Origin of the sequence: Seonamhaeicola sp. ML3 (assembly GCF_023273855.1) — a bacterium.
Classification (GTDB): domain Bacteria; phylum Bacteroidota; class Bacteroidia; order Flavobacteriales; family Flavobacteriaceae; genus Seonamhaeicola.
On the sequence record NZ_CP096884.1, the window covers coordinates 3,120,211 to 3,143,498 of the forward strand.

Consider the following 23,288-nt stretch of genomic DNA (forward strand, 5'->3'; position numbering starts at 1 on the left):
ACTATGAGCGAAAAAGTATTTATTTATGGTGACGAATTTGGAACATCTACTCTAAAAAGCAATGATGTAAAGAATATTACCCACTTTGTTTATGCGGCCATTGTTATTAAAGAATCTCAATTGAATAAGGCTAGAGCTGTAAGAGACGATATTAGCAATAAATACTTTAAAGGCAATATAATTAAATCAAGCTCTAGGGTTCTAAGAAAAGAAGAAACAAGATTAAAGGCTTTAAATTACTTAGTCAATAACTTAAATTTTATCATTTATTTATTAGTAATAGAAAAAGAGAAACTAGATAAAGAAAAAGGAGGACTTCGATTTAAAGAGGTGTTTTACAAATACTTTCAGAAAATATTTGTTTCTCAATTGAATAATAATTTTTCTGATTTTGAAATCCACATGGACAACTTAATAAATGAAAAATACCAAATTGAACTTAAAACATATATTGCTCAAAACTTCCAAAATAACTTCTTTGAAAAATATAACATATCGGATGACAAAAATGAGCCATTAATTCAACTTGCAGATTTAGTTGCTGGTTCTTACGGTAGGGTTTTTAATGCTTCTTTCTTGTCAGAAAAAAGTGAGGATATCTTTAATTTATTAAAACCTGTTACACCAAATGTTTCTTTTTTCCCATTTAAAGAAGGAAATAAAATATTTAAAGCCGATGAAGAAAAAGTTATTGATGAAGAACTATATAATATTGTTCGAAATGACGCCATAGATAATTGTGAAAAAGAAAATGATAATATTCAAAAAAATGTTTTAGAATATTTGTTATGGTATCAAAGGGTAATGCCATTTAGATATGCTCAAACCTATGAAATCACTAATTCTATAAAACATACAACGGGTAAAGAATTATCAATTGAAAATTTAAGAATAATTATAAAAAATCTAAGGTTTCAGGGAATTATTATTGTGTCTTCTTCGAGCAAAAGCGGATATAAGTTGGCTGTAAATAAGTCAGATGTTCATATTTACTTTAGTCACTATCTAAATTATATATTACCCATGTTAAAAAAAATAGAAATAGCTAATAGTGTTTTTCTTAATAAAACAGTTGGGGATTTTATTCCACTTGAAGAGATGAGTGAGTTAAAAAACTTAGTTGACACATTATCTAAATAATTTAATAAAAGATATGCAACAACATAAAACGTCTTCCTATAAAAAAATTGATGCTTTGGTTTATGAGTTTTATTAGTTAACTGAGGAGGAGATTGAGGTTGTGTAAAACGTTTAATAATGAAAAATATGGTAAATAGTATCGTAAATAATACAAAAATGTGTACTTTTGCAGTAACAGTACACACCACGCTACCCATTAGAACAGCGTCCCAGGGTGTGTCTTTTGCTTTTTATACCCTATTGTTTTTGCTAAACACCCTACTCTATTTCTATGTTTAGTAAAAAAGCATTCACATTTCAAGAACAAATTAAACAGCTACAAGATAGAGGTTTACACATCCCAAACATAGCATTAGCAGAAAAGTACCTCTCTAATATAAGCTATTACCGATTAGGCGAATACTGGTATGTTATGCAAGCAGATAAAGACAACCATATATTTAAGCCTAATAGTAGATTTAAGGATGTAGTCGCACTTTACAATTTTGATGCCGAATTGCGCCTACTACTTTTTGATGTTATTGAAAAAATAGAAATAAGTCTTCGTACAAAACTAATCTATTACTTATCACATGAAATAGACCCATGGTGGTTTTGTAATACAGATATTTTTATAGATGGTATGCAATTCTCTAAAACCTTGGCAAAAATTGAAGAAGAAATTACAAGGGCACGGAGTAAAGACGTGACAATAAAAAATCATTTTAAAAAACATAAAGATGATTTAAGGTTCCCACCTTCTTGGAAAAGTTTAGAACAGGTTAGTTTTGGGAATTTATCTAAATTATACGGTAACTTAAAGCATACTGTAAAATCAAAAGATACCATTGCTGTTGATTTTGGTGCAGTAAACCATACCTATTTACCAAGTTGGTTGCAATCTATTGCACAGATACGCAATTTTTGTGCGCACCACTCACGCTTATGGAATCGTAATTTGCCAAGTACAGTAAAACTATTGCCTAAACCACCTAACCCTTGGATACAAGATGCTAATAATGTACCAAAACAGCACGAGTTTACGAAACTTTATGTGCATATGTGTTTAATGAAATATATGTTAAACACAATACAGCCTAATAATAGGTTTACCACCCGTTTAAATGAACTTATTGAAAAATATCCAAATGTAGACCCAAATGCATTAGGCATGAAACCTAATTGGTTAAATGAGCCTCTTTGGAAATAAATAATATATAAATGCACCAACTCACCAAAACAGATTTTAAGTATTATTTAGATTGTCCAGAAACGATATGGTTATTAAAGAATAAACCAGAGGTATATCCTAAAGGTGAGTTTTCATTATTTGCAGAAAAATTAATTAATGAGGGTTATGAAGTAGAAACCTATGCGAAACAGTTATTTACAAATGGTTTGGACTTACCAGAGTATGGCAGTCCTAAAGAAACACAAAACGCATTAACAGACACACATAGTGTTTACTTTCAGCCATCATTTAGCACTAATAAAGACATATTTGCACGTATAGATATATTAGAACGGTTAGCAGATGGAACGTGGCATATCTATGAAGTAAAATCTTCTACCTCGATAAAAAAAGATAGAAAGCATAGACACATAGAAGATGCGTGTTTTCAGAAATATGTACTTACAGAATGTGGTTACGCAGTTTCTAAAGTGTCTATCATTCATTTAAATGCAGCATATGTTAAACAAGGAGCTATTATTCCAAGTGAGTTATTAGAAATCGTTGATATTACGGAAAAGGTAAATGCAATATATTCAGGCGTAGTTAATCAAATAAATGCAGGTTCAAATTTTATCAATAAAGAAGTAATTAATGAAAACGTATGTTCCTGTAAATACAAAACAAGGTCTAATCATTGTGATGCATTTGGGTATTTTAACACCACTATTCCAGAGTATAGCATTTATGAAATTGGTCGTATTTCAGCTAAAAAAGTAGGGCTATTGGCAGATAATGAGCAATACGCCATTATAGACATACCAAAAGATTTTGAATTAAACGTAAACCAACAAACCCAAGTAGAATCTGTAAAACAAGAGCAACCTATAATAAATAAGACTAGTATTAAGAGGGAATTTGATAAATTAAAGTTTCCATTACATTTTATAGATTATGAAACCTATGCAAGTGCTATCCCAAGAATAGATGGTTTAAGTCCACATAAACACCTAACCTTTCAAGTATCTATTCATACACTAACAGAAGATAATACCTTAACGCATTTTGAACATTTATTAGATGCTATGCAAATGCCAACAGATATGCTCTGCGCCATGCAAGACTTTACAGGAGGTGCAGGTACGTTTATATCGTGGCACGCCAGTTTTGAAATTAGCAGAAATAAAGACTTAATAGAATGGCTACCACAGTTTACCAATTACCTCACTTACATTAATGAGCATACGTTTGATTTAGAGACCATTTTCAAAAAAGACTACATAGATTATCGTTTTCACGGTTCAAGTTCTATTAAAAAAGTGTTGCCAGTATTATGTCCAGATATAAGCTATTCAGATTTAGATGTTAATAATGGTACTATGGCATTAGATACTTGGGGAAGAATGGTATTAGATAAAGACTTTAGTGAAGATATAGAATCTACCAGAAAAAACCTTTTAGAGTATTGCGAATTAGATACATTGGCAATGGTTAAGCTTTATGAGGTGTTAACTAAACTTTTTTAACCATGCATTTAATTCAACTTTATAAAACACCATCTACTAACCTTAACGAATTTATAAAACATTGGTCGAGATTATATTCTTATGCCAACGAAGAGGTTTACTATAAATCACTAACAAGAAAAACATATACACCAACAGACATTCAAAGTCTATTTGAATGGAAAAATGGTATGAAATTAAGTACGCTAAAACAAAAGTCTTTAGACACAAAAATAATTTCTAAACTTACTTTAATTAATGAATTAAAGAATAGTCCTAACATAGATTTAAATACTTTTCAATTAGAATTCGAGAATTTAACAGCTGTTTGGAAAATATTTTTACTCCACACCTTAAAACCAAATAAATACCCTATTTACGACCAACACATTCACAGAGCATTTTTATTTATTAATAAAGAAGATTGGCCTAATATTTCAAACTCCTCAATAAGTAATAAAGCTAAAGAGCAATTTTACTTTGAAAGATATTTACCGTTTATAGTCTCACAGAATATTAATGATTTAAAGAAATTAGATGAAGCTTTTTTTGCATTCGGTCAGTTTCTAAACACACGTAATTACAGCAAATTATTGCAATAATTTATATGATAAATAGGTTTACAAATTGGGTAAAATGGGAAGATAGAAATACGTTAGATGGCATAAATTATCCTGGTATCTATTGTATCGCAGTAACAGGTAAATCACTCAATACATTTAGTTTTATTCCAGAGTTAGAATATATTGGTATGACTAATTCTAAAGGTGGTTTAAGAAGTAGATTACGTCAATTTGATGCAACAATTAAAAAGATTAGAACACATCACGGAGGTGCTGATAGGTTTTTATATGAATATCAAGATTATGAAGCCATAAAGGATAATATTTATGTAGCAATCTGTTCTTTTAAGTGTGATACTAAAAACCCAACACCAAATGATTTAAGAATAATGGGAGAAGTTGCAAAATGTGAATATGATTGTTGGGCAATCTATATAGAGCACAATGGAAGATACCCAAAGTTTAATGATATGAGTAATGCACCCAAGTATAGTAAATCAAAATAGAAATTAAAAATATAGATGCTTTTAGGATATAAATACACATATGAATTATACAAATATTTAGAAGAAGGTGATTATAATCGTTTTTTATCATCCTACTGGTTAAAGAGACCGTTTTTAACAGAAAGCGATAAACAAAGGTTGTTAGTTAAAATAATTAAAGGATGTTATAACAATACGGATTATAAGATTTACAAATCTGTTTTTTACCCTTTCATATTTGATAATGTTAGTTTCAATTTTTCTGTAGACGATTGGTGTCCAAATTTCTTATCCTTGTTAATTGACAGCGCACCATACAAAAACTTGTTTCATTATTTTATCAGAAAAGGTGCGGAGATTAATTATGTAGGTGACTTATTTGCAAATGATAAAGACACTTATGAAGAATTAAAGAAAATTTCACAATTGTCCAATATTACGCTATGAAACGTGTCTTAATTTTGTTCAAAAAAAGCTTGACTATTTAATGTCTGAAGATTGTGTTTATGGTGAAGGCGAAACTTCAAATGTTGTAAAAGATGAAAACGATAAAATTATAAGTCTTACAATTTCGTACAAAGATGTATCAGAACAAGATGAATATCATTCAGATTTAATCAGAACAATAAGGCTTAAGGATTTTATAATTAGTTTAGGTGGTAAAACTTACGAAGAACTTAAATCTTTGTAAAATATAGTAGAACAAAGAGATATTCAAACCCCCACAACCCAAAACCCAGTTTTTTCGTGCCTCAAAATCCTCTGTCTTTTGTTTTGTTCCGCTCACCTCACAAGTTTAGCGTTTTTTTGTCTTTAAGGTAATAGCATATTACAGCTTCGGTTTTCATAAAATCAAACCAAACTGCAATAAGCTATTCTGTTATTATTGTATCATAAAACCCTAAACTCACCCAAGCTATTTTACATAATACCAGTTATAGTAGCAAAAATCCTTTCAAGGGTTTGCTATCGCAGTATTCTTATATTTTCGTAGCTATAACTGGTATTATGTAAAATATCCGCTTTACCCCCGCTCAATGTAGTTAAATATTGAAAATAACGTTATCTCATTCAACTGCACAAAACCATCGCTAAGTCCAAGTATTCCTTATCTCAAGTATTTGTTTGTTTCATTTCACTAACTCCGCCTTTTATTTTTAATCAAGTAATTGGAGGCCATGCGTTCTATATCATCATTTGTATATTGCTTATGCTTTACTATCCAATCATTAATCTCGTCTTTCTGAAAATATAGACGTTTACCTCGTTTAGAATGTGGTATCTCCTTTGTACTTGTTAATTTATATATTGCCGATGGTGTTATACTTAAATATTTAGCAACTTCGTTAACATTCATTATTTCAGGGATAATAACACCTTTGGTTTTAGCGTCTTTAGTAGCGTAGATATTTTGTAATAACTTTTCAATTTTATCTAAACGCTCGTTAATAATTTCAAAAGGATTTTCCATAATTCTATTTTTAGATTGAAATATGAAAATAAAAAAAGGTAGCAAATATAGGTAGCTTCCATCGGCCAACGCTCAATACTGTAAAGGTCAAGCCCTACGGGTTTTGAATAAAACTTTTTTAAGAAGCAGTCGTAAAAAATTTCAAGATTTTAGAGTAAAAAACTTTTACCCAAAAACCTTGACAGCATTATCCACGCTACCAAAGCATCGGCTTTCTTTTTTTGTTTTCTTTTAAAAATTAATGGTAAAAAGAAAAAGCCCTATGATACAAAACCATAGGACTCTTTCAGCTTCAAAGGTCAGAATGAAACTATGCCACTTCTACGATGTTTAAAACGTTGTATGCACCATTTTTAAGCGGATACTGAACACCGTTAATCTCTTGAAAGAATTCAACCAATAAAACGAATATGTCGTTCCCTGTGCCTGTTGGAACACCTGCAGGCGTTAGTGTTTGCGTTGCAGAGGTTGTATCAATCGGAATATTTACAGTTGGACTGTATTCTATAGCGTTATCTGTAGAGTCAAAGTCAATTTTCACAAATGCTGAGGTAAAACTCACGTGAGTTGCGCCAATTGGATATGCAATATCATTAGCTGGTGTTAAATCTACAATAGATATTTCTCCTGTCGCACTATCTACAGAATAAGGAGCAAATAAAACGCTTTTCAATAAGGCTCTATTATTGAAATCTAAGCCCTTTAGGATGGTTTTACCCTCTGTGCTTGCCAATCCTGTAGCCACATTTCTTTGACCTCTTACAGACGTTGTATCAAAGTTCTTAATTTGAGTCATTTTTTGTGTAACACGACTTGAAACTCGGTTATCTTTTGCTCTAACCATTAAGTTCCTAACTGCTGTTCTTAATAGTTTACCAGATGATGCAGAACTACCAAATTCCGAACCGTTTTCACGAGTACGTTCAAACGCTGGGTCATTTTGAATACGCTCTTTAGAAACACCGCCTTTAGTTTTTACTAAATATCCCTCTTTTGCTTTGTAAAAAGTTAGATTGTCTAACGTTCCCTCTAACTTAATAATGCCTTTTAATTTTGCCATAACTAATACATTTTTTGATGATGAATATCAAATATACGAGCTATTGACTATCAATGCATTGGAGTACTTCCGTAGTGTTTATAAGTTGCCAAAACTTCCGAAATAGAAAGTTTTTTCAATGGGAATTTAGTCGTATATTGTATATGAGAGCTGTACGGCAACAGTATAGATAAAGTATAGTTAGAGTATTAATTTTAAATTTAAAGTGAATGAGTAGAATCTGTATTTACCCTAAAGACGTGCAAGTGGTAACAGGCAAGAGTGAGCGTTATGGCAGAACAATAATCAAAGCGATTAAAGAACGCCTTAACAAAGAAGCGCACCAGTTAGTTACTATTGATGAATTTTGCGACTTTATGGGCTTTGAAATCAGTAAAGTACAGGGTTTAATCAAGTAAATTTCGTATCTTTACTACAAGGTTTTAAAGGTGACCTATTAGGTGACCTCAGAATGATACAGGACTGAAACACCAATAAATAAAGGCATTACGAGAGTGGTTCACTTACCTCTTTCTCCGCGAAACTATTAAGAAACCCCTTGATTTACAAGGGGTTTTTTATTTGCATAAAACTTCTTTCCCCACATGTTCCCCACATTACAGGATCATGACTAATTGTTGTGTTTAAGCAAAAATTTGTGTTAATCTAAAGAGGAAGAACTCAGTATTCTTTACGCCTCTGAACTGGCTTCTAAAAGCTTTGATTTTTGCATTAAAGGATTCAGCTGATGCATTGCACCTATTGATAAAATAATTCAAGATAGACCTGTAGTTCAGGGTTATTGTATTGGCAATGGTATTGAATGCTCTAAAACCAGTTTGTTCCACATCTTTATACCAGTGAGCCAACTTTGTATATGCAGTTTGTATGGAAGTTGCTGTATTGAATATGTTTCTGAGCCCTTGTACTAGGTTATAAGCTTTTTTGATGCCTGGATATTGTTCGAAAAGTATTTTGGCTCTATGGTATTGGTTTGGAGTCCAGTTATTAGGAGCTTTGTAAAGCAGGTATCTACTTCTAGCCAAGAGTTGTCTTCTGGTATCCCCGTTGTTAAATATTTGAGGTTTAAATTCTTGTCCATTAGATTTAGCCTGTTTGATTAGCTCATTTTCCAGGTCAATAGCTTCCCAACGATGTTTGATTCTCATGTCCTGGAGGGCTTCAAGAGCAAGCTTTTGTACATGGAATCGGTCTGTAACCTGAATAGCCTTAGGGAAACATTTTCTGGCAATCATTTTCATAGAATTAGCCATGTCCAGTGTAATCTCTTTGACTTTGTCTCTTTTGGTCCTGGGTATTTTAAGGAGTTGTTCTAAGATAGGCTCTACCTTGGTACCGGCAAGTATAGCTACAATAGCGCCTTTCTTTCCTTTTGCCTTTTTGTTGGTTATAATAGTGTATAGTTCACCCTTAGAAAGCGCTGTTTCATCAATGGACAAGTATTTACCCATATTCTCAGGGAATATGAGCCACTCTTTAGCATGGGACTTATCCTTCCACTGTTTAAATCCACTTAGGGAATCACGATATTGTCTGCCAAGTTTTTTACCGTTAACTCCATAGAAGCTACCAATGGTATGGCAATCATTGGGCTTAGTACTTACTAAGTGCTTTTAAAAAAGCAGCGAACTCTACAGTCAAGCGAGTTCCCTGTGCTACTAGTTCCCAATCTCTTTGTACAACTTGTTTGGTATTCTTGTCCAGCCAACGACGGCGTTTAATATGAAGATAAACAGTTTTACCGCGTAATGGAAAGTCTTGAATTGTAATCTCTTTGTGGAAACCATGAGCGATAATCATTGATGATGAAAACTCTTGGGGAACATCCTTCTTTTCTTCAAAATATAAATGAAGAACTTTATCCTTGATTTTATTATTAGCTAAATCAAAATGTGTGATTAATAATTCTGGTAATACAAACTTCAGTAAATCTACATATGGATCCAATCTCTACTTTTTTTTGCAAATATTAAATTCTTAATTCAATTTACACACAACTTTTGAGATTGATCCATTGTAGTCTTTACTTGCAGTGAAATTGATGACCCAATACTTATGCAAGCTAATTTTAAATACCCAAACCTTGGCCACCTCCTACTTGAATGGTCTCAGCAGTTAAGAATGCAGCATCATTACTTACTAAAAAAGAAATAACACTAGCTACTTCTTCAGGTTGCCCTAATCTTCCTAGCAAAATATTATTTTTCCAAGATGCAAACACTTCTGGTTTTGTTGATTTTATTTGTTTATGAAAATCTGTATCTATAGTCCCCGGAGATACCGCATTAACTCTTATTCCATATTCAGCAAGATCCTTTGCCAGAGCCCTAGTTAATGCATGGACAGCAGCTTTAGAAGTTCCATAAACTCCAGCACCTGGTCCTCCAGCATTCCAACCTGCGATGGATGTATAGTTGATTATTGAAGCGTTTTCACTTTTCTTTAGAAAAGGTATAGCTGCTCTTGAAACAAAAAATGTTGAATCTAAATTAAGAGCCATAACAAACCTGTAAAACTCGGTTGTCATATCTTCAAACCTAGATCTTCCTCCTAGACCTCCTGCATTATTGACTATCACGTCGATTTTACCGTATTTTTCTCCTATAGCTTTTACATTAGTATTCACAGCATTTTCATCTGTTACATCAAATCCGTAATATTCTGCATTAACACCTATTTTATTGAGGTCTTTAACACATAAATCTCCCATCTCATCGTTTAGGCCATTTAAAATTACAGTGTAACCATCTTGCCCTAGTCTTTTGGCTACTTGAAAACCAATACCACCAGTGGCACCAGTAATTATTGCTACTTTATTACTCATATTCTTTAATTTAATTTTTATTACTTGTCTATATTTAATTAATTCATTCTATTTATTTTTTAGTGCTTCTATTTTTGGAATCAATACCCAAACCGAGAAAACAACTATACCTACAAGTGCAGCACCAATTAGAAAGACAAAAGAATACTTATCTGCAGGTAGTTTTTCTCCAATATACCATGTTAATGCTGCTGCTGCGAATTTTGCCGACATTCCAGCCAAACCAGATAAGGTCCCAACTGACTTACCATTAAATAAATCACTTGGTAAAGTTTGAATATTTCCAATAGCTGTTTGAAATCCAAATAAAACTACAGCCATAATTATAACAGCTACTAATGGACTACCAGGGTTACTTAAGGATAATAAAGCAGGAAGCATAATCATACATCCTATACCTATGGCCATTTTTCTAACCTTGTTAACACCCCATCCTTTATTAAAGAACCATTTGGCTAGTAAACCTCCAAACCAAGCGCCGATCATCGCACCTAGATAAGGCACCCATCCTAATTGGGTAATACCTTCAATACCCATATCAAATACATTAACAAGGTAATTAGGTATCCAGATTACAAAAATCCACCATATTGGGTCTATTGCAGCTGAAGCTAAAATAACCCCCCAACTTTGCTTAAAACCTAATAGCTTGCCATAGCCCATACTCTTTTGTGGTTCTTGTTCGTCTCCTGATTTTATCTCGTTTTTTTGACCATCGAGTATTAATTTTTTTTCTTCATCTGTTAACCATGGATGTTTTTTAGGTCCAACTTTAACCACAATAAGCCAAGGGATTAACCATAAGAAACCAAGTATAGCAATAATCATAAACACAATGTGCCAGTGTAATTTCTGTGCCAGAAAACCTATAAGCGGTATAGAAATCAAGGCTCCAAAAGATGCCCCAAAATTAAAAATACCTTGAGCTATAGCCCTTTCGTTAGTAGGAAACCATTCTGCATTTCCCTTTGCTGCTCCAGGCCAGTTACCTGCTTCAGACAACCCTAGCAGAGATCTTACAAGCGTAAAACCTAAAAATCCTCTTACCAAAGCATGCAGTCCAGTAGCCAAAGACCAGAAACCAATTGATAAAGCAAAACCTATGCGCGTACCTAACTTGTCGAAAATCCTTCCAAATAAAGCTTGTCCAAGAGCGTAGGCTATAATGAAATAAGTACCTATACGACCATAAATCTTTTTTCTACCATCAGCATCTAATTCAGGATACAGTTCATCAGCTATACCTCCTTCTGTCTCCCATAATACTGAAAAAGCTTGTCTGTCTATATAATTAATTACTGCAGCCAAGGCTATTAGCCCTATAACCCACCAACGTAAACCTTTAATTTTCATATTATTAGATGTGTCTTAAATTAGTTTAATCCTTCAATTTTTACATTAAAAACTGAACAATAGAATCCTAAGGTATTGAGTAAATCAATACTTAATGAACTCCTACCTTACTGAAACAAATTCAGCACAAGCAGTAGGAATGACAGTTTGTTTAAATGAAGTAATACCGTGAAGTATTTACTTCCCTCCTAATCGTTTTATATAGCTAAATTTAGGCCGTGCACTCCTAAACTTAGTGGTTTCTATTCAGAATCACTATAACAATACTGATATAGTGCCTTGAAATGAATTTTCATTTTTTCTTTAGCCAATGATGGATTTTGAATTTTAATTGCCTCATAAATATCGGTATGCTCTTTAATACCTTTTAGAGCTTGATCTTCATCGCATACATGATACCTTTCAAAATTTGTTAGTATTTCTGGCGTAATAGTTAACATTAACGTATTCATTGTACTATTTCCACTAGCTTTAGCTATGGCTAGGTGAAACAACAGGTCTTCTTGAACGGCATCTTTATTGTTTAAAACCTTTTTTTCATAGGCATCTAAAGTTTCCTTCATGTGTACTAAATCTTCTTCTGTTCTTCTTGTAGCCGCCAAACTAGCGGTTTTTAATTCTAAAAGAATTCTAGTTTCAACTAATGATTTAAAGTCCGGTTCATCCAATCTTAAAATATCCTCAATCATACCGTTTAGGGCTATAACACCAATATTTGCAACAAAAGTTCCACTTTGTGGAATTGATTTTAAAAGTCCGTAAAATTCTAGTTTTTGAATGGCATCCCTGACATTGCTTCTGGTTACCTCAAACTTTTCGGCCAACATCCTTTCAGAGGGTAGCTTATCACCGGGTTCAAGGTTCTTAAAATTTATTAAATCTCTAATTTTAGTGATAATTGCATTCTGTAATTTTTGACTGTCGTTTGATGTAATGACCTCTATCTTCATAACTAAATTTTTAATATCAAGTATATCCTTGATTTTTGTTTATCTAACCTGTTTTTATTTTAGTGGTTAACCAGTTTAGCTAATTTAAAAAAAATGGTCTAATCATTTTGGTTTTTATTTAAGTTTTACTGTAAACAAAACAATAATTTCATAGAGACCATATTAAATCGAATCATTAAAAACATCTTATCTCTTTCATTTAGATTCAATTTAATGAGCGATAGACAATTCATAATATTTTACATTAGCAAAAGCACCATCATCTTTTGTGGATAAATAGTTTCCAGCTTTAAAATAGTTTTCAAAAACACCCCATTTTTGAATGTGTATATCATCATAAACCACAGACTCATTATCATTTAAAATTACTTCCATGCGACCTTCCTGAACCTTTACTTCTAAATTAAATGGATCAAATCCCACATATTGTTCAAATGTATGTCCGTCATCGTCTCCCCAGACACTAGTGTGCAATATTTCTGTTTCAGAGGCATTTAAATCTTTTAAAACCTTAGTCTTAACTCTAACGTATCCATAGGTCCAATATATCTTTAACATTGGTGGCGCGTTATTGTCTTTTGCTCCAATTAAATCTCTCTGGGCATTTGTAAGCCTTCCATGTATTTGCATGATAATAGTTCTATGATATTTATCATTACTATCTTTTGAAATATTACCCATTTGCAGTTTCCCTTTCATATTGCCTCCTTGTTTAAATGTCCAATTGGTTTTTCCTTTATCCAATGGATTCATCAATTCCCTTAATTCTGTTCTTGAATAAGAGGTGTTTGCTGTAGTAGCCCCTGGATATGTATAAAACACTAATGCGCCATTAACTGAGTCATTATAGAAAAAAGGTTTTAGAGTTTCGTTGGTGGCATAATCTAAAATATCTGGAGGATGTACCTCTGTTGGATTTCCAATGGGCAATGTCACTTTCCAGTGGCTTAAATCAATGTTCGGCAACTTATAATTAGATTCCTCTTGCACTTCCTCAATATCCTTATATGGGTTTTCTGCCTGTTCTGGTTTGTCTGGAAGACCATCAGATTGACAGGCAGCCATAAAAGCCAAAAACAATATTCCCCAAAAAGGAAATTTTAAATACCTCATTATGTGCTTAAAAACATACATATATTTCAATGAACTAATGGCTTACTTCCAGTTCGTAAATCCTTACTTTGGAAAAAGCACCTTCATCACGAGTTTGAAAATAGTTACCTGCTTTAAAATAATTTTCGAAAACACCCCATTTTCTCATGTGAACGTCTTCATAAACCTTATACTCGTTCTTATTAAGTACAACTACCATTTTTCCTTCAGACACCTTAACTTCTAGAGTGAACTTTTTAAATCCTACTTCCTCTTCAAAATTGAAACCTTCATCATCTCCCCATGCGTCTTCATGTAAAATTTCTGGGACTGTAGCATTAGTATTTTTGAGCACTTTGGTTTTTACTCTAACCTTACCATTATCCCAATAAATCTTCAAAATTGGTGGGGCATTATTATCGTCTTTACCTATTAAATCGCGTTGTTCGTTAGTTAAACGACCATGTATCTGCATGATAATAGTTCTGTGATATTTCCCATTGGCGTCTTTAGTAGAAGCGTCCATAGCCATTTTACCTTTCATATAGGCACCATCAGCAAATGTCCAATTAACATTATTATTACCAGGTTCCATTTGTTCTCTTAACTCAGACCTCGTATACTTGGTATTCTTGGTTTTAGATGCTGTTGGCATAGCATGAAAAACAATAGCGCCTCTGGTAGAATCAATGTACATATAAGGTTTTGCAACTTCCATTTTAGCAAAATCGAAAATCTCTGGCGGTTCTATTTCAACCGGTTTACCTTTATCATTAGTGACAGGTAGTGTTACTTTCCAATGGCTTAAATCTATCTCAGGGAGTTTTACTTTCTTCTTTTTTTTCTTCTTACGTTTCTTTTCAGTTTTTACATCCGAATCTGAAACGCTACCCTCCTTGGTTTGGCAAGTAGCGTTTACAGATAAAAAGACTATTAAAATCACTATTAATGCTTCTTTTCGGATATAAAACATGGTAAAACTAAAACTACTAATTATACTTACTTTTAATCTAATGGTTCAATTATAACAGAATCAATTCTAATTTCTTCTTCACCATTGTTCCATAAAAAACCTTTATCATCGCTAGGAGTTCCATCTCCACCAACACCTCTTATAACCAATGCTACACTAGTATTATTACCAGAGTTAAATGAATAATTGTACGTATTGTAACTTGTATTATCTGGATGATCTATTACTTCTGTTAACAAATTATTATCTGTATTCTCCATTTGATCTACAGATCTGTACCCAAAATCATCTTGGGGGTATTCTGCTGCAGTAGCAAAATACATTGGGGTGTAACCATCTACATAACCTTGACCTGATAAAATTCTGGTTTCGAGTTGACTTGGGAAAGCACCACTTTCCTTGGCTTTCCAACCAGCAACAAATGTTATGGAATAATCTGTATTAGGAGAAATTTCGAACTCCTGATAGATTAAATCTTGCTCGTCATTATCAAACTTAAGAAGATTATCAGATCCACCATTACCGGAAGAAGATTCGCCTTGGGCTCCTAAGCTTCTATTGATCCAACCGGCACAAGCACAATCTGAACCTGAAGATTTAGGTTGCTTGTCAAAATCAGCATTTACAATAACTGGTACAATTGCTGGTGGTGTTGGCGGCTCAACGACCTCTATGTCTAATGAGAAAGTACTTGTAACACCAAGCTTATCAGAAGCCGTAAGAGTTACTGTGTAAGTTCCTACAGATGGAAAAGTATTGGTTGCATCTTTTGTATTTGCTGAATTGCCATCTCCAAAATTCCAACTATAATCCGTTGCACTATTTGAAGTATTCGCAAATGTATATGTTAGATAATCCGCCGTAACTGTAGTCGAGAAACTAGCTGACGGAGGTGTAAGATCTGCTTTTGAATTTGCCTCGGGCAAATCATAAGATAAAGACTCAATTGTTGGATCACAAGACCACAGGCTAAAGGCAAAAATAGCAGCGATGGCCAACACAGACTTTGCTATGTTCTTTTTGAATTTGCTCATTTTTTTCATATTTCGTTAATTTAAAATATTAGTAACCTGGGTTCTGAGACATCAGACCTTGGCTTAAGTTAATTTCTCTCTGTGGAATAGGCAATAATAAATCTGTTGATGAATACCCCAATCCATTATCAGCTGAAAACTGTGACAACACAGTTTCTGCTTGTCCTAAGCGGATTAAATCGAATAGCCTTTGGTTTTCAAATGCTAATTCTACTCGTCTTTCCAGTAGTAATTCTTCCACAGTTATTGTGCCATCTTCGTCATCATCTAAACCAGCACGGTTCCTTACTTCATTAAACGAAGTCAATGCATTAGAGCTTGAAGTCTCTGCAGCACCAGCCATAATGGCTTCAACATGCATTAATAATACATCTGCATATCTTAAAACAATCCAATCATTACCAGCCAGCCTAGGGTCTCCCTCTTCGAATGTCTTTCCATCAGCCCCACCATCTTTACCATCCGGTAAGTACTTTGTAACTTGTCTTTGACTAACTTGAAATGGGTCAATTCTATAAGAATACATTGCCCTATCTCCTCCAAAATTGTCTAGTGCCGCAGCAGCGTCTTGTGTAACATAATTTACACCCACCGTTCTACCAACACCATTTAAAAACTCAGCAGAAAAGTTTTGACTATCTGCTGTTAAACCAGACTCGAAACCAATTGCAAAAATAATCTCATCATTTCTTTCGCTGTAGAATACATCATTGAAATTAGTCATTAAACTAAAACCACTCCCAATAATATCTTCACAAAGGCCTTGAGCGGCAGAATAATTTTTGCTGTGTGTTAGATATACTTTGGCTAAAAGCGCTTGAGCAGCAGCTTTAGATGCTCTAGTTTTATAGCTATTATCTAAACCTGCAACAGCCGTTTCTAAGTCACCCTCTATTAGAGAATAAATCTCTGAAACTGGTTGTCTTGTAAATTGTATTTCTTTATCAAGAGGCGTAATAACACTATCTATTAATGGTAAATCCCCAAATAACCTAACCAAATTAAAATAAGCGTAAGCTCTAAGAAATTTAGCTTCGGCTTCAAATGCGGCTAATTGATCAGCGTTATCTATAACGCTTAAATTATCGAGTACGACGTTAGCTCTCATAATTACATTAAAGAAACTCCCATAATAGTTGGAAACTATACCATTGTTAGCTTCTACGTTATAAAACTCGAATTGAGCGGCTTCACCTTCTTGACTCTTTGTGCGTGTGTTATCACTTCGCATTTCGGTAAGATAGTATTCGAACTGAATAGCGTGTAAATCTTGTGTACTTGTGCTGTTAATGCCTTGTATACCGTCGTATATAGAAATTAATGCTGTTTCTACCTCATCTGCGTTTTTGTAATAAGACGCCGATGTTATACCGGAACTAGGAATCGGATTCAAATAATCCTCACTACAAGATAAAATCACACCTGCTAGTAATATTATTATTATAAATTTTATGTTTTTCATGATAATATATTTTTAATCTGTCTTATTAAAAGTCTAAGTTTAGTCCTAATGAAATTGTTCTAAATATTGGAGAACCAGCTCTTTGATAGCCGTAGTTTGTCGGGCTAGTTCTATCTAAAGACTCTGGATTGAAACCAGTATAGTCACTAGCTGTTTTATACATTAAGTTTTGACCAGTAGCATATACCCTTAGATTGCTAATGTTTAACTTAGACAGGACATCTTTTGGAAAGTTATAACCAATGTTTACATTACGTAACGCTATGTATGAAGCGTCTTGGATAATATCATCAGTAAAAATCTTTTGCTTAATAAACTGTTGGTCTGGCGTAGTAGAGGTATTGAAATCTTGAGCACTATTAAAGTGATTGAATAAGTATTGATCTCCCATATTTCTTACCTCTGCACCATGAGAGCCCTGAAACATGAAACTAAAATCTACTGGACCAATTTTAAACTCGTTAATAAAACTCCAAATAAATTCTGGATATGGGTCTCCAAGAGGTGCTTTATCTTCATCGTCAATAATACCATCTCCATTTAAATCTTTAACGTATACATCTTGTGCTTGAGCACCTATTGGATGATAAGCATTGTTTAGATTCTCTAAAGGAATATCTCTATCTACAACCCAACCGTAGTAAGTAGAAATTGGGTATCCTTCTAGATTTATCCACTCTGCAGCTCTTTTTTCATCAATGTTTGTGATTTGTCCGTTAGAATCTGCAAAATCCACTAACGTATTTTTATTGGTTGTTACTAATATACCTGACTTCCAGTTGAAAGTTTCTGAAGAAATATTTCTTGTTCTTAACTCTATTTCGAATCCCTCGTTTTTAACTTCACCAAGGTTTACAAGAGCACTACTAAAACCTGTAGTGTATGAAATTGGATTGTTAAGCAACAACTGATCACTTGTTCTTTCATAGTAATCTACTGATCCCGTTATCCTATTGTTAAAGAACCCGAAATCAATACCAGGATTGAATTCAACCAGCCTTTCCCATTTAAGTTCAGGATTTGCAATGTTTAATGGAGAGAATCCAGAAACTACACTACCATCAATACTAGAAGTGGTAGCACTTAACAAAGCTAAATAAGGGTAAAAATCCACTAGAATATTACCTGTACTTAAGCTATTAGAAGTATTATTTCCATCTGGATCAATGCTACCTGTGTTTAGTCGGTCGTTACCAGTAACACCATAACTTGCTCTAAGTTTTAAGTTGCTAATAATCTCACTATCTTCCAAAAAGTCTTCATTAGAAATATTCCAACCTAGTGATGCAGCCGGGAAATTACCGTATTTATAATCAGATCCAAAAATTGAGCTTCCGTCTCTCCTAAAACTCAAGGAAGCTAAATATTTATTGTCATAGGCATAATTAATCCTAGACACATAAGAAATACCTTTTTTCTCCCATTCAAAAGCATCTGCAGCAGCTATTAAAGCAGCATTAGTTATCTGTTTAACGGCATCATTTGTATATCCTGTACCAGTAATGCTAGAGTTAGAAGCATCGGTATCTTCAAGAACAACACCAATAGTTGCACCTATATCGTGCTTTCCAATTATTTTGTTATAATTAAAGAAGTTGTCCCAAATAAAGTACATACTTCTTTGACTTATTTCATCCATACGTGATGCGGCCGCACCATTTCTACTAGACAATACGCCTTGCCATCTGGTTCTTTTGGTATCTTGTATTGACCCAGATAACATAGTTCGGAAGTTTAAACCAGGAATAATAGAATAATCTCCATAAACACTACCAAAAAGTTTGAATTTTTTATCAAAACGTTCACGTTCTAAAACTTTAGCTGCTGGATTAGTGTTAGAAGTGTTGCTGATATCGGTTCCTCCAGATGGTACCGGTGCGCCTAAGTCTAAATCATAATCATCGAAATGACGCTGTGTAGCATAATCTCCAATTTGGACATCTGGATATTTATAAAAGTTTACAAATTGAATGGTATGCTCATCATGATAAACCGGCAACCAGTTTGTTTGTCTATTAATATCGTGTGTAGAACCATCAAAACGTCTTCTAACAGTATACGAAGGGGTAAAACTTACACCTACTTTTAATTTATCGTTTAATTTACTATCAACCTTAAGTCTAGCCCCGTATCGTTTAAAATTATCCGTTAGCAAAACACCTTCATCATCAGAATAGTTAGCACTCATGGTATACTTAGTTATGGAGTTTCCTCCTCTAATTGAAAGTGAATGTGATGTTATAGTCCCACCGTCAAATATTACATCTTGCCAAGAGCGATCAATCCCTATAAGTTGTTTGTATCTTGTCCTATCTGATAGCACACCATTAGCAGCCAATTCTGCCGCCGCAGTTTCTGCTATAGAAAATGTATAAGGATCACTATGCCTTGCCTCTTTAAAGCCAACAAATGTGCTGTAGTTAAAACGTGTTTTTCCTTCCACACCCTCTTTCATGGTAATCATTATAATACCATTAGATCCTTTAGACCCATAAATTGATGATGATGCAGCATCTTTCAATATTTCAAACGAAGCTACATCGTTCATATTTAAGGAACTTAAAAAATCTGAGTCTACAATTACTCCATCAACAACAATCAAAGGGGTAGAGTCTCCTGCCATTGATCCCACACCTCGAATTGTAATTGTGGGAGCAGCACCAGCAGAACCATCGGTAGCTTGAATATTAACACCAGAAACTTGCCCTACTAAGGCATCATCTACCCTTGCTACAGGAATTTGTTCCAAATTCTCGTTAGTAACTTTTGAAATAGAACCGGTTAGGTGAGATTTCTTTTGGGTACCATAACCTACTACCACAACTTCATCAAGTTGTGCAAGGTCTTCGGATAATGAAACGTTTATTGTTAATTGATCCCCAACAATAATAGTCTGACTTTTAAAACCAACATAAGAAAATTGTATTACATCACCTTTGTTGACTTGAATTTCGTAATTTCCATCGAAATCTGTAGTCGTTCCTTTGTTGGACTTTACAACAATAACATTTACACCAGGAATTGGAATATTATTTGAGGTAGACACTACAGTACCTTTTACAGTAATTCCATTCTGTGCAATTAAAACAGTATTGAAAATCAATACTGCAATAAGAGTTAGCTTAAATTTTAGATTCATAATTTGTCTGTTTAGTTTAACTTGTTAAGTTATTTTAATGATTTGATTCCTATCTCAAATAGGAAAATCAATTTTTAGTTATTACTGAACAAACACAGAACCTTCTAACAAATTTTTGTAATTTTGTAGAAGCACATTTTGTTCAGCAAATTTGTGTAAGTTTACTTCCCTCCGAAAAGAAGTAAAGAGTTTAAAAAGGATAGGCGTGCACCTGTCCTTTTTTATTTTGTGTCATTTGAAGTGTTAGATTTTAGAAGAGTTATACATTAATTTAGCTTTTGTCTATTGGTTTTCCAAATTGGTTTACCAGTTTGGTTTTCCAAATATATGCTATTTTTTTGTTTAAACAAATTATTTTTTTGGATTTAAACCATTAATTTTTAGAAATGTAAGTGAATAGTTAATTAAGAAATCATCGCACTACTTTTTATCTCCAAAATAAGACACCCCTCCTCCACTCAAAAAATCTTCTCTTACCGGACTAAACGTATCAATTAACATCCCTTCTTCCAAACAAACAGCACTGTGCAATAGATTAGGCTCAATATATACGCCATCTCCAGCTTCTACAATTTGTTTTACGCCATCAATTTCAAATTCAAATTTACCTGAAATACAATAGGTAGCTTGTGTATGGAAATGTTGGTGTGGAGAACCCAAGGCTCCTTTTTCAAATTTTACTTTTACCATCATGATTTGGTTATCATAACCTAGGAACTTTCTAGAGACCCCTCCTCCAAGTTCCTCCCATTCCATATCTTTAGTGATAATGTATTTTTCGCTAAATCTTTTCATTGTGCTTAATTTAAGTTTATAAATGTATAAGGCCCTTTCCATATGTATTTGATATCTTCTGAAGAAAGGGTATGTTCTTTGTTGACTTCATTATTTTCATTAGAAATAAAGAAGAGTTTTTGTTTACCGTTAGTCATCTCAATTTTAACACCTGAATATTTCATCGAATTATGAGTTACTTCAATTGTTTTGACATTACTATAGGCATTCAATGCGAATTCGGATACAGGACTGTAAGTTCCATGAGACTCGATTGTGGATACAAACAAGGCATCTTTAGTGTTTTCTTTCCTAAGGGTTAAGGTAGGTTCATTTCTTAGGTTATAATCTGGATCATTAGCACCTATTCTACCAAAAATGATATCATCACCTTTTGAAGTAATTGCCGTATAGGTATAAAACTTATTATTTAGTAACCAATTCAATTTTACATTGGCCCCATCAGCTTTAGCCATTGCTTCTTTGTATAAATGTTGATAGCCATTATTTTTGCCAAGAACTTCTGGAGATTCAAGTTTTGAATACTCAAAATTAGTTTGCATAATCTGTCCTAAATAATAAAATGGTAAATCATACTGATTAGAAGTTTTAGATGTAGCTCGCATGATATCTAAAACAAATGGATTGTCATAATCTTCATCCTTGATAGTTACAATGGTTCTTTGAAGCTGAGTTCCAGGATAAGCATTATTATCTTTAGCACTGGCTACTTGAAGGTTTTCATCATTACAACTAAAAATGTACTTTTTAGAATGGTGTTTACTACCAATATCATACTTGCCTTGAAAATGCGATGTTTCGTTTTGGACTATTGTATTGTGCGCAACGGTCTGTTTTGCCCAAGTTTTATTTTCCTTTAAATAGTTACCGCCGCCTTTTTGTTCGATATTTACGTAGCGAGCTAAACCGTAATCCTGAACTACTTCATCTCCTTGGTCAAATAAGGCATAAGATAGCTTATCAAAATGTCCATGACTTAAACCATGCGCGGTGTATTTATAAACCAACTCTAAATCACCACTTCTTATAACACCAACAGCACCTTGATTACCTTCTGGTCCGTCTGATAATTCAATTGACCTTTTATTGAAAGGTTTGCTCTTTCCTTCTTTGATGCCTAAAGCAACGGCTAAACCAGCATCATCTAAAGCTACTTTGCCTTGTTTTTCAGCTACACTGAGTAGTTCACGATTATTACCTCCAAAATGATAAGCTATATCCACGGCAGACACCAAAGAACTTGAATAGTATGACATACCTTTTTGAGCGTCATTCAACAAGAAAAAATCACCATTAACATTCGATAGGTTAATCAAAGCACTAACGCTTTTTATTAACACGCTATCTTTATAGTTAAATATTTTTAAATCTGGCCTTTTGTTTTGTAAGGCTTGAGCAAAAATTAAAAACGGATATGAAGCATAACGTTGGTAGTAAGGTCCCTCAGTAAAATAACCATCAGGAGAAAATGGTTCATAAAGATTAGCCAAGAACCCCATTTTTCCATCTCTGTTAATATAGCCGCCATCATCGTCCTTCAAATTGGGGTCGATTTTGCCTTCCTTATAACCGTAAAGCGCTCTTTGCAATAAACTGTCGTCATCCATAGCCAAAGCAATCATGCCTACAGCCGCATTTCCCCAGGTACTGTGGTTATGTACTCTGTTAAAAAACTTAGGGTTTTCTTTTGAAATAAAATCCGCAAATGGTCTGAATAAATCTGTTTCTAAGGTAAGGCGTTCGGCTTCTGTTAAATAATCATAGATACAATCGTAAGCCTGACTCGTGTATACCAACCAGTTAGAATCGTTTAGGCATTGCCAGAACAGTTTTCCTCTGGCATATGAGCGTGGTTTAGGATGAATGGGTAACGTTGGATACATTTTAGCATACTCAAATAGCATATCCCTGACGTATTTGGCATAGGCTTCTTCTTCTAAGATCTGGAATAAAACCCCTGCTTTTTGCATTACGAAAAAGTTCTTCTTGTGGCGTTCGTGGGTATAACCTCCAGAATAATCTTTTGGGATTGGAACTTGAATGCCATTTTCGATTTCGATATCTATTTCAGCTTTAACTTCTGCCAATGTAGTATCAAATATTGGTATGTTCCCCAGGTTAGCCTTAATGTTTTTAACACCTTGCTCTGTTAGGATTAAGCAAGGGTGACCAGTATTGGAAAGATTACTTTCTTTTGGACTTTTTGTACAAGAAACCATAAAGATTGATGCAAGTGTTAGCAGTAAACTTGTTTTAAAATAAAACCCTATTTTTTTAAGCATATAATCCATT

General features: G+C 33.6%; 22 protein-coding genes. 8 read left to right on the plus strand and 14 right to left on the minus strand.

Annotation, left to right across the window (positions count from 1 at the left end):
• Positions 1 to 3 precede the first annotated feature (3 nt).
• The 7 genes from M0214_RS13515 (at position 4) to M0214_RS13545 (ending at position 5,534) form a co-directional block, all read left to right on the plus strand.
• Positions 4 to 1,140: a DUF3800 domain-containing protein gene (locus M0214_RS13515; protein WP_248723094.1), complete on the plus strand. Its 1,137-nt coding sequence runs from the start codon at positions 4 to 6 to the stop codon at positions 1,138 to 1,140.
• 271 nt (positions 1,141 to 1,411) lie between these two features.
• Entirely contained in the window at positions 1,412 to 2,329 is a 918-nt protein-coding gene (locus tag M0214_RS13520; protein WP_248723095.1) for an Abi family protein, read from the plus strand.
• A gap of 11 nt (positions 2,330 to 2,340) precedes the next feature.
• Positions 2,341 to 3,816 carry a DUF2779 domain-containing protein gene (locus M0214_RS13525; protein ID WP_248723096.1) on the plus strand — a complete coding sequence of 492 codons (1,476 nt, stop codon included), beginning with the start codon at positions 2,341 to 2,343 and terminating at the stop codon, positions 3,814 to 3,816.
• 2 nt (positions 3,817 to 3,818) lie between these two features.
• Positions 3,819 to 4,397 carry a hypothetical protein gene (locus tag M0214_RS13530; protein WP_248723097.1) on the plus strand — a complete coding sequence of 193 codons (579 nt, stop codon included), beginning with the start codon at positions 3,819 to 3,821 and terminating at the stop codon, positions 4,395 to 4,397.
• 5 nt (positions 4,398 to 4,402) lie between these two features.
• Positions 4,403 to 4,864, plus strand: coding sequence for a hypothetical protein (locus M0214_RS13535; protein ID WP_248723098.1), 462 nt, complete (start codon positions 4,403 to 4,405; stop codon positions 4,862 to 4,864).
• A gap of 15 nt (positions 4,865 to 4,879) precedes the next feature.
• The gene (locus M0214_RS13540; protein ID WP_248723099.1) at positions 4,880 to 5,290 is read left to right on the plus strand and encodes a hypothetical protein; all 411 of its coding nucleotides are present in this window, start codon (positions 4,880 to 4,882) and stop codon (positions 5,288 to 5,290) included.
• Between the two features lie 40 nt (positions 5,291 to 5,330).
• Entirely contained in the window at positions 5,331 to 5,534 is a 204-nt protein-coding gene (locus M0214_RS13545) for a hypothetical protein (RefSeq protein WP_248723100.1), read from the plus strand.
• A 447-nt stretch (positions 5,535 to 5,981) separates the two neighbouring features.
• Here M0214_RS13545 and M0214_RS13550 read toward each other — a convergent pair whose 3' ends face one another.
• On the minus strand, positions 5,982 to 6,314 hold the full coding sequence (locus tag M0214_RS13550) for a helix-turn-helix domain-containing protein (protein ID WP_248723101.1): 333 nt from the start codon (positions 6,312 to 6,314) through the stop codon (positions 5,982 to 5,984).
• Positions 6,315 to 6,624: 310 nt separating this feature from the next.
• Entirely contained in the window at positions 6,625 to 7,374 is a 750-nt protein-coding gene (locus tag M0214_RS13555; protein ID WP_248723102.1) for a hypothetical protein, read from the minus strand.
• 209 nt (positions 7,375 to 7,583) lie between these two features.
• Between M0214_RS13555 and M0214_RS13560 the strand changes: the two genes are divergently transcribed.
• Positions 7,584 to 7,772 carry a hypothetical protein gene (locus M0214_RS13560; protein ID WP_035325018.1) on the plus strand — a complete coding sequence of 63 codons (189 nt, stop codon included), beginning with the start codon at positions 7,584 to 7,586 and terminating at the stop codon, positions 7,770 to 7,772.
• A 225-nt stretch (positions 7,773 to 7,997) separates the two neighbouring features.
• On the opposite strand, the gene M0214_RS13565 is transcribed toward M0214_RS13560, so the two are convergent.
• From M0214_RS13565 to M0214_RS13620, 12 genes are all read right to left on the minus strand, one after another.
• Positions 7,998 to 8,948 (minus strand): transposase, encoded by a 951-nt coding sequence (locus M0214_RS13565; RefSeq protein WP_248724969.1) that lies wholly within the window; start codon positions 8,946 to 8,948, stop codon positions 7,998 to 8,000.
• 19 nt (positions 8,949 to 8,967) lie between these two features.
• The gene (locus tag M0214_RS13570) at positions 8,968 to 9,321 is read right to left on the minus strand and encodes a transposase (RefSeq protein WP_248723103.1); all 354 of its coding nucleotides are present in this window, start codon (positions 9,319 to 9,321) and stop codon (positions 8,968 to 8,970) included.
• A 121-nt stretch (positions 9,322 to 9,442) separates the two neighbouring features.
• Positions 9,443 to 10,198, minus strand: a complete 756-nt coding sequence (locus M0214_RS13575; RefSeq protein ID WP_248723104.1) for an SDR family NAD(P)-dependent oxidoreductase — start codon at positions 10,196 to 10,198, stop codon at positions 9,443 to 9,445.
• Positions 10,199 to 10,246: 48 nt separating this feature from the next.
• Entirely contained in the window at positions 10,247 to 11,551 is a 1,305-nt protein-coding gene (locus M0214_RS13580) for an MFS transporter (protein ID WP_248723105.1), read from the minus strand.
• 242 nt (positions 11,552 to 11,793) lie between these two features.
• Positions 11,794 to 12,501 carry a FadR/GntR family transcriptional regulator gene (locus M0214_RS13585; protein ID WP_248723106.1) on the minus strand — a complete coding sequence of 236 codons (708 nt, stop codon included), beginning with the start codon at positions 12,499 to 12,501 and terminating at the stop codon, positions 11,794 to 11,796.
• Between the two features lie 210 nt (positions 12,502 to 12,711).
• The gene (locus M0214_RS13590) at positions 12,712 to 13,614 is read right to left on the minus strand and encodes a polysaccharide lyase family 7 protein (RefSeq protein WP_248723107.1); all 903 of its coding nucleotides are present in this window, start codon (positions 13,612 to 13,614) and stop codon (positions 12,712 to 12,714) included.
• 34 nt (positions 13,615 to 13,648) lie between these two features.
• On the minus strand, positions 13,649 to 14,566 hold the full coding sequence (locus tag M0214_RS13595) for a polysaccharide lyase family 7 protein (protein WP_248723108.1): 918 nt from the start codon (positions 14,564 to 14,566) through the stop codon (positions 13,649 to 13,651).
• A gap of 32 nt (positions 14,567 to 14,598) precedes the next feature.
• Positions 14,599 to 15,600 carry a PKD domain-containing protein gene (locus tag M0214_RS13600; protein WP_248723109.1) on the minus strand — a complete coding sequence of 334 codons (1,002 nt, stop codon included), beginning with the start codon at positions 15,598 to 15,600 and terminating at the stop codon, positions 14,599 to 14,601.
• A 28-nt stretch (positions 15,601 to 15,628) separates the two neighbouring features.
• Positions 15,629 to 17,062, minus strand: a complete 1,434-nt coding sequence (locus tag M0214_RS13605) for a RagB/SusD family nutrient uptake outer membrane protein (RefSeq protein ID WP_248723110.1) — start codon at positions 17,060 to 17,062, stop codon at positions 15,629 to 15,631.
• A 25-nt stretch (positions 17,063 to 17,087) separates the two neighbouring features.
• Positions 17,088 to 20,201, minus strand: a complete 3,114-nt coding sequence (locus M0214_RS13610) for a TonB-dependent receptor (protein WP_248723111.1) — start codon at positions 20,199 to 20,201, stop codon at positions 17,088 to 17,090.
• A 420-nt stretch (positions 20,202 to 20,621) separates the two neighbouring features.
• Positions 20,622 to 20,996, minus strand: coding sequence for a cupin domain-containing protein (locus M0214_RS13615; RefSeq protein ID WP_248723112.1), 375 nt, complete (start codon positions 20,994 to 20,996; stop codon positions 20,622 to 20,624).
• A gap of 5 nt (positions 20,997 to 21,001) precedes the next feature.
• Entirely contained in the window at positions 21,002 to 23,278 is a 2,277-nt protein-coding gene (locus M0214_RS13620; RefSeq protein WP_371873507.1) for a heparinase II/III family protein, read from the minus strand.
• Between the last annotated feature and the right edge of the window lie 10 nt (positions 23,279 to 23,288).

Bases quoted from the DNA above. Each gene is read 5' to 3' on its own strand.
- M0214_RS13530 (WP_248723097.1), top strand. From the start codon at position 3,819: ATGCATTTAATTCAACTTTATAAAACACCATCTACTAACCTTAACGAA.
- M0214_RS13575 (WP_248723104.1), bottom strand. From the start codon at position 10,198: ATGAGTAATAAAGTAGCAATAATTACTGGTGCCACTGGTGGTATTGGT.
- M0214_RS13520 (WP_248723095.1), top strand. From the start codon at position 1,412: ATGTTTAGTAAAAAAGCATTCACATTTCAAGAACAAATTAAACAGCTA.
- M0214_RS13605 (WP_248723110.1), bottom strand. From the start codon at position 17,062: ATGAAAAACATAAAATTTATAATAATAATATTACTAGCAGGTGTGATT.
- M0214_RS13545 (WP_248723100.1), top strand. From the start codon at position 5,331: ATGTCTGAAGATTGTGTTTATGGTGAAGGCGAAACTTCAAATGTTGTA.
- M0214_RS13595 (WP_248723108.1), bottom strand. From the start codon at position 14,566: ATGTTTTATATCCGAAAAGAAGCATTAATAGTGATTTTAATAGTCTTT.
- M0214_RS13540 (WP_248723099.1), top strand. From the start codon at position 4,880: ATGCTTTTAGGATATAAATACACATATGAATTATACAAATATTTAGAA.
- M0214_RS13525 (WP_248723096.1), top strand. From the start codon at position 2,341: ATGCACCAACTCACCAAAACAGATTTTAAGTATTATTTAGATTGTCCA.
- M0214_RS13590 (WP_248723107.1), bottom strand. From the start codon at position 13,614: ATGAGGTATTTAAAATTTCCTTTTTGGGGAATATTGTTTTTGGCTTTT.
- M0214_RS13515 (WP_248723094.1), top strand. From the start codon at position 4: ATGAGCGAAAAAGTATTTATTTATGGTGACGAATTTGGAACATCTACT.
- M0214_RS13600 (WP_248723109.1), bottom strand. From the start codon at position 15,600: ATGAGCAAATTCAAAAAGAACATAGCAAAGTCTGTGTTGGCCATCGCT.
- M0214_RS13610 (WP_248723111.1), bottom strand. From the start codon at position 20,201: ATGAATCTAAAATTTAAGCTAACTCTTATTGCAGTATTGATTTTCAAT.
- M0214_RS13620 (WP_371873507.1), bottom strand. From the start codon at position 23,278: ATGCTTAAAAAAATAGGGTTTTATTTTAAAACAAGTTTACTGCTAACA.
- M0214_RS13580 (WP_248723105.1), bottom strand. From the start codon at position 11,551: ATGAAAATTAAAGGTTTACGTTGGTGGGTTATAGGGCTAATAGCCTTG.
- M0214_RS13555 (WP_248723102.1), bottom strand. From the start codon at position 7,374: ATGGCAAAATTAAAAGGCATTATTAAGTTAGAGGGAACGTTAGACAAT.
- M0214_RS13535 (WP_248723098.1), top strand. From the start codon at position 4,403: ATGATAAATAGGTTTACAAATTGGGTAAAATGGGAAGATAGAAATACG.
- M0214_RS13550 (WP_248723101.1), bottom strand. From the start codon at position 6,314: ATGGAAAATCCTTTTGAAATTATTAACGAGCGTTTAGATAAAATTGAA.
- M0214_RS13560 (WP_035325018.1), top strand. From the start codon at position 7,584: ATGAGTAGAATCTGTATTTACCCTAAAGACGTGCAAGTGGTAACAGGC.
- M0214_RS13615 (WP_248723112.1), bottom strand. From the start codon at position 20,996: ATGAAAAGATTTAGCGAAAAATACATTATCACTAAAGATATGGAATGG.
- M0214_RS13585 (WP_248723106.1), bottom strand. From the start codon at position 12,501: ATGAAGATAGAGGTCATTACATCAAACGACAGTCAAAAATTACAGAAT.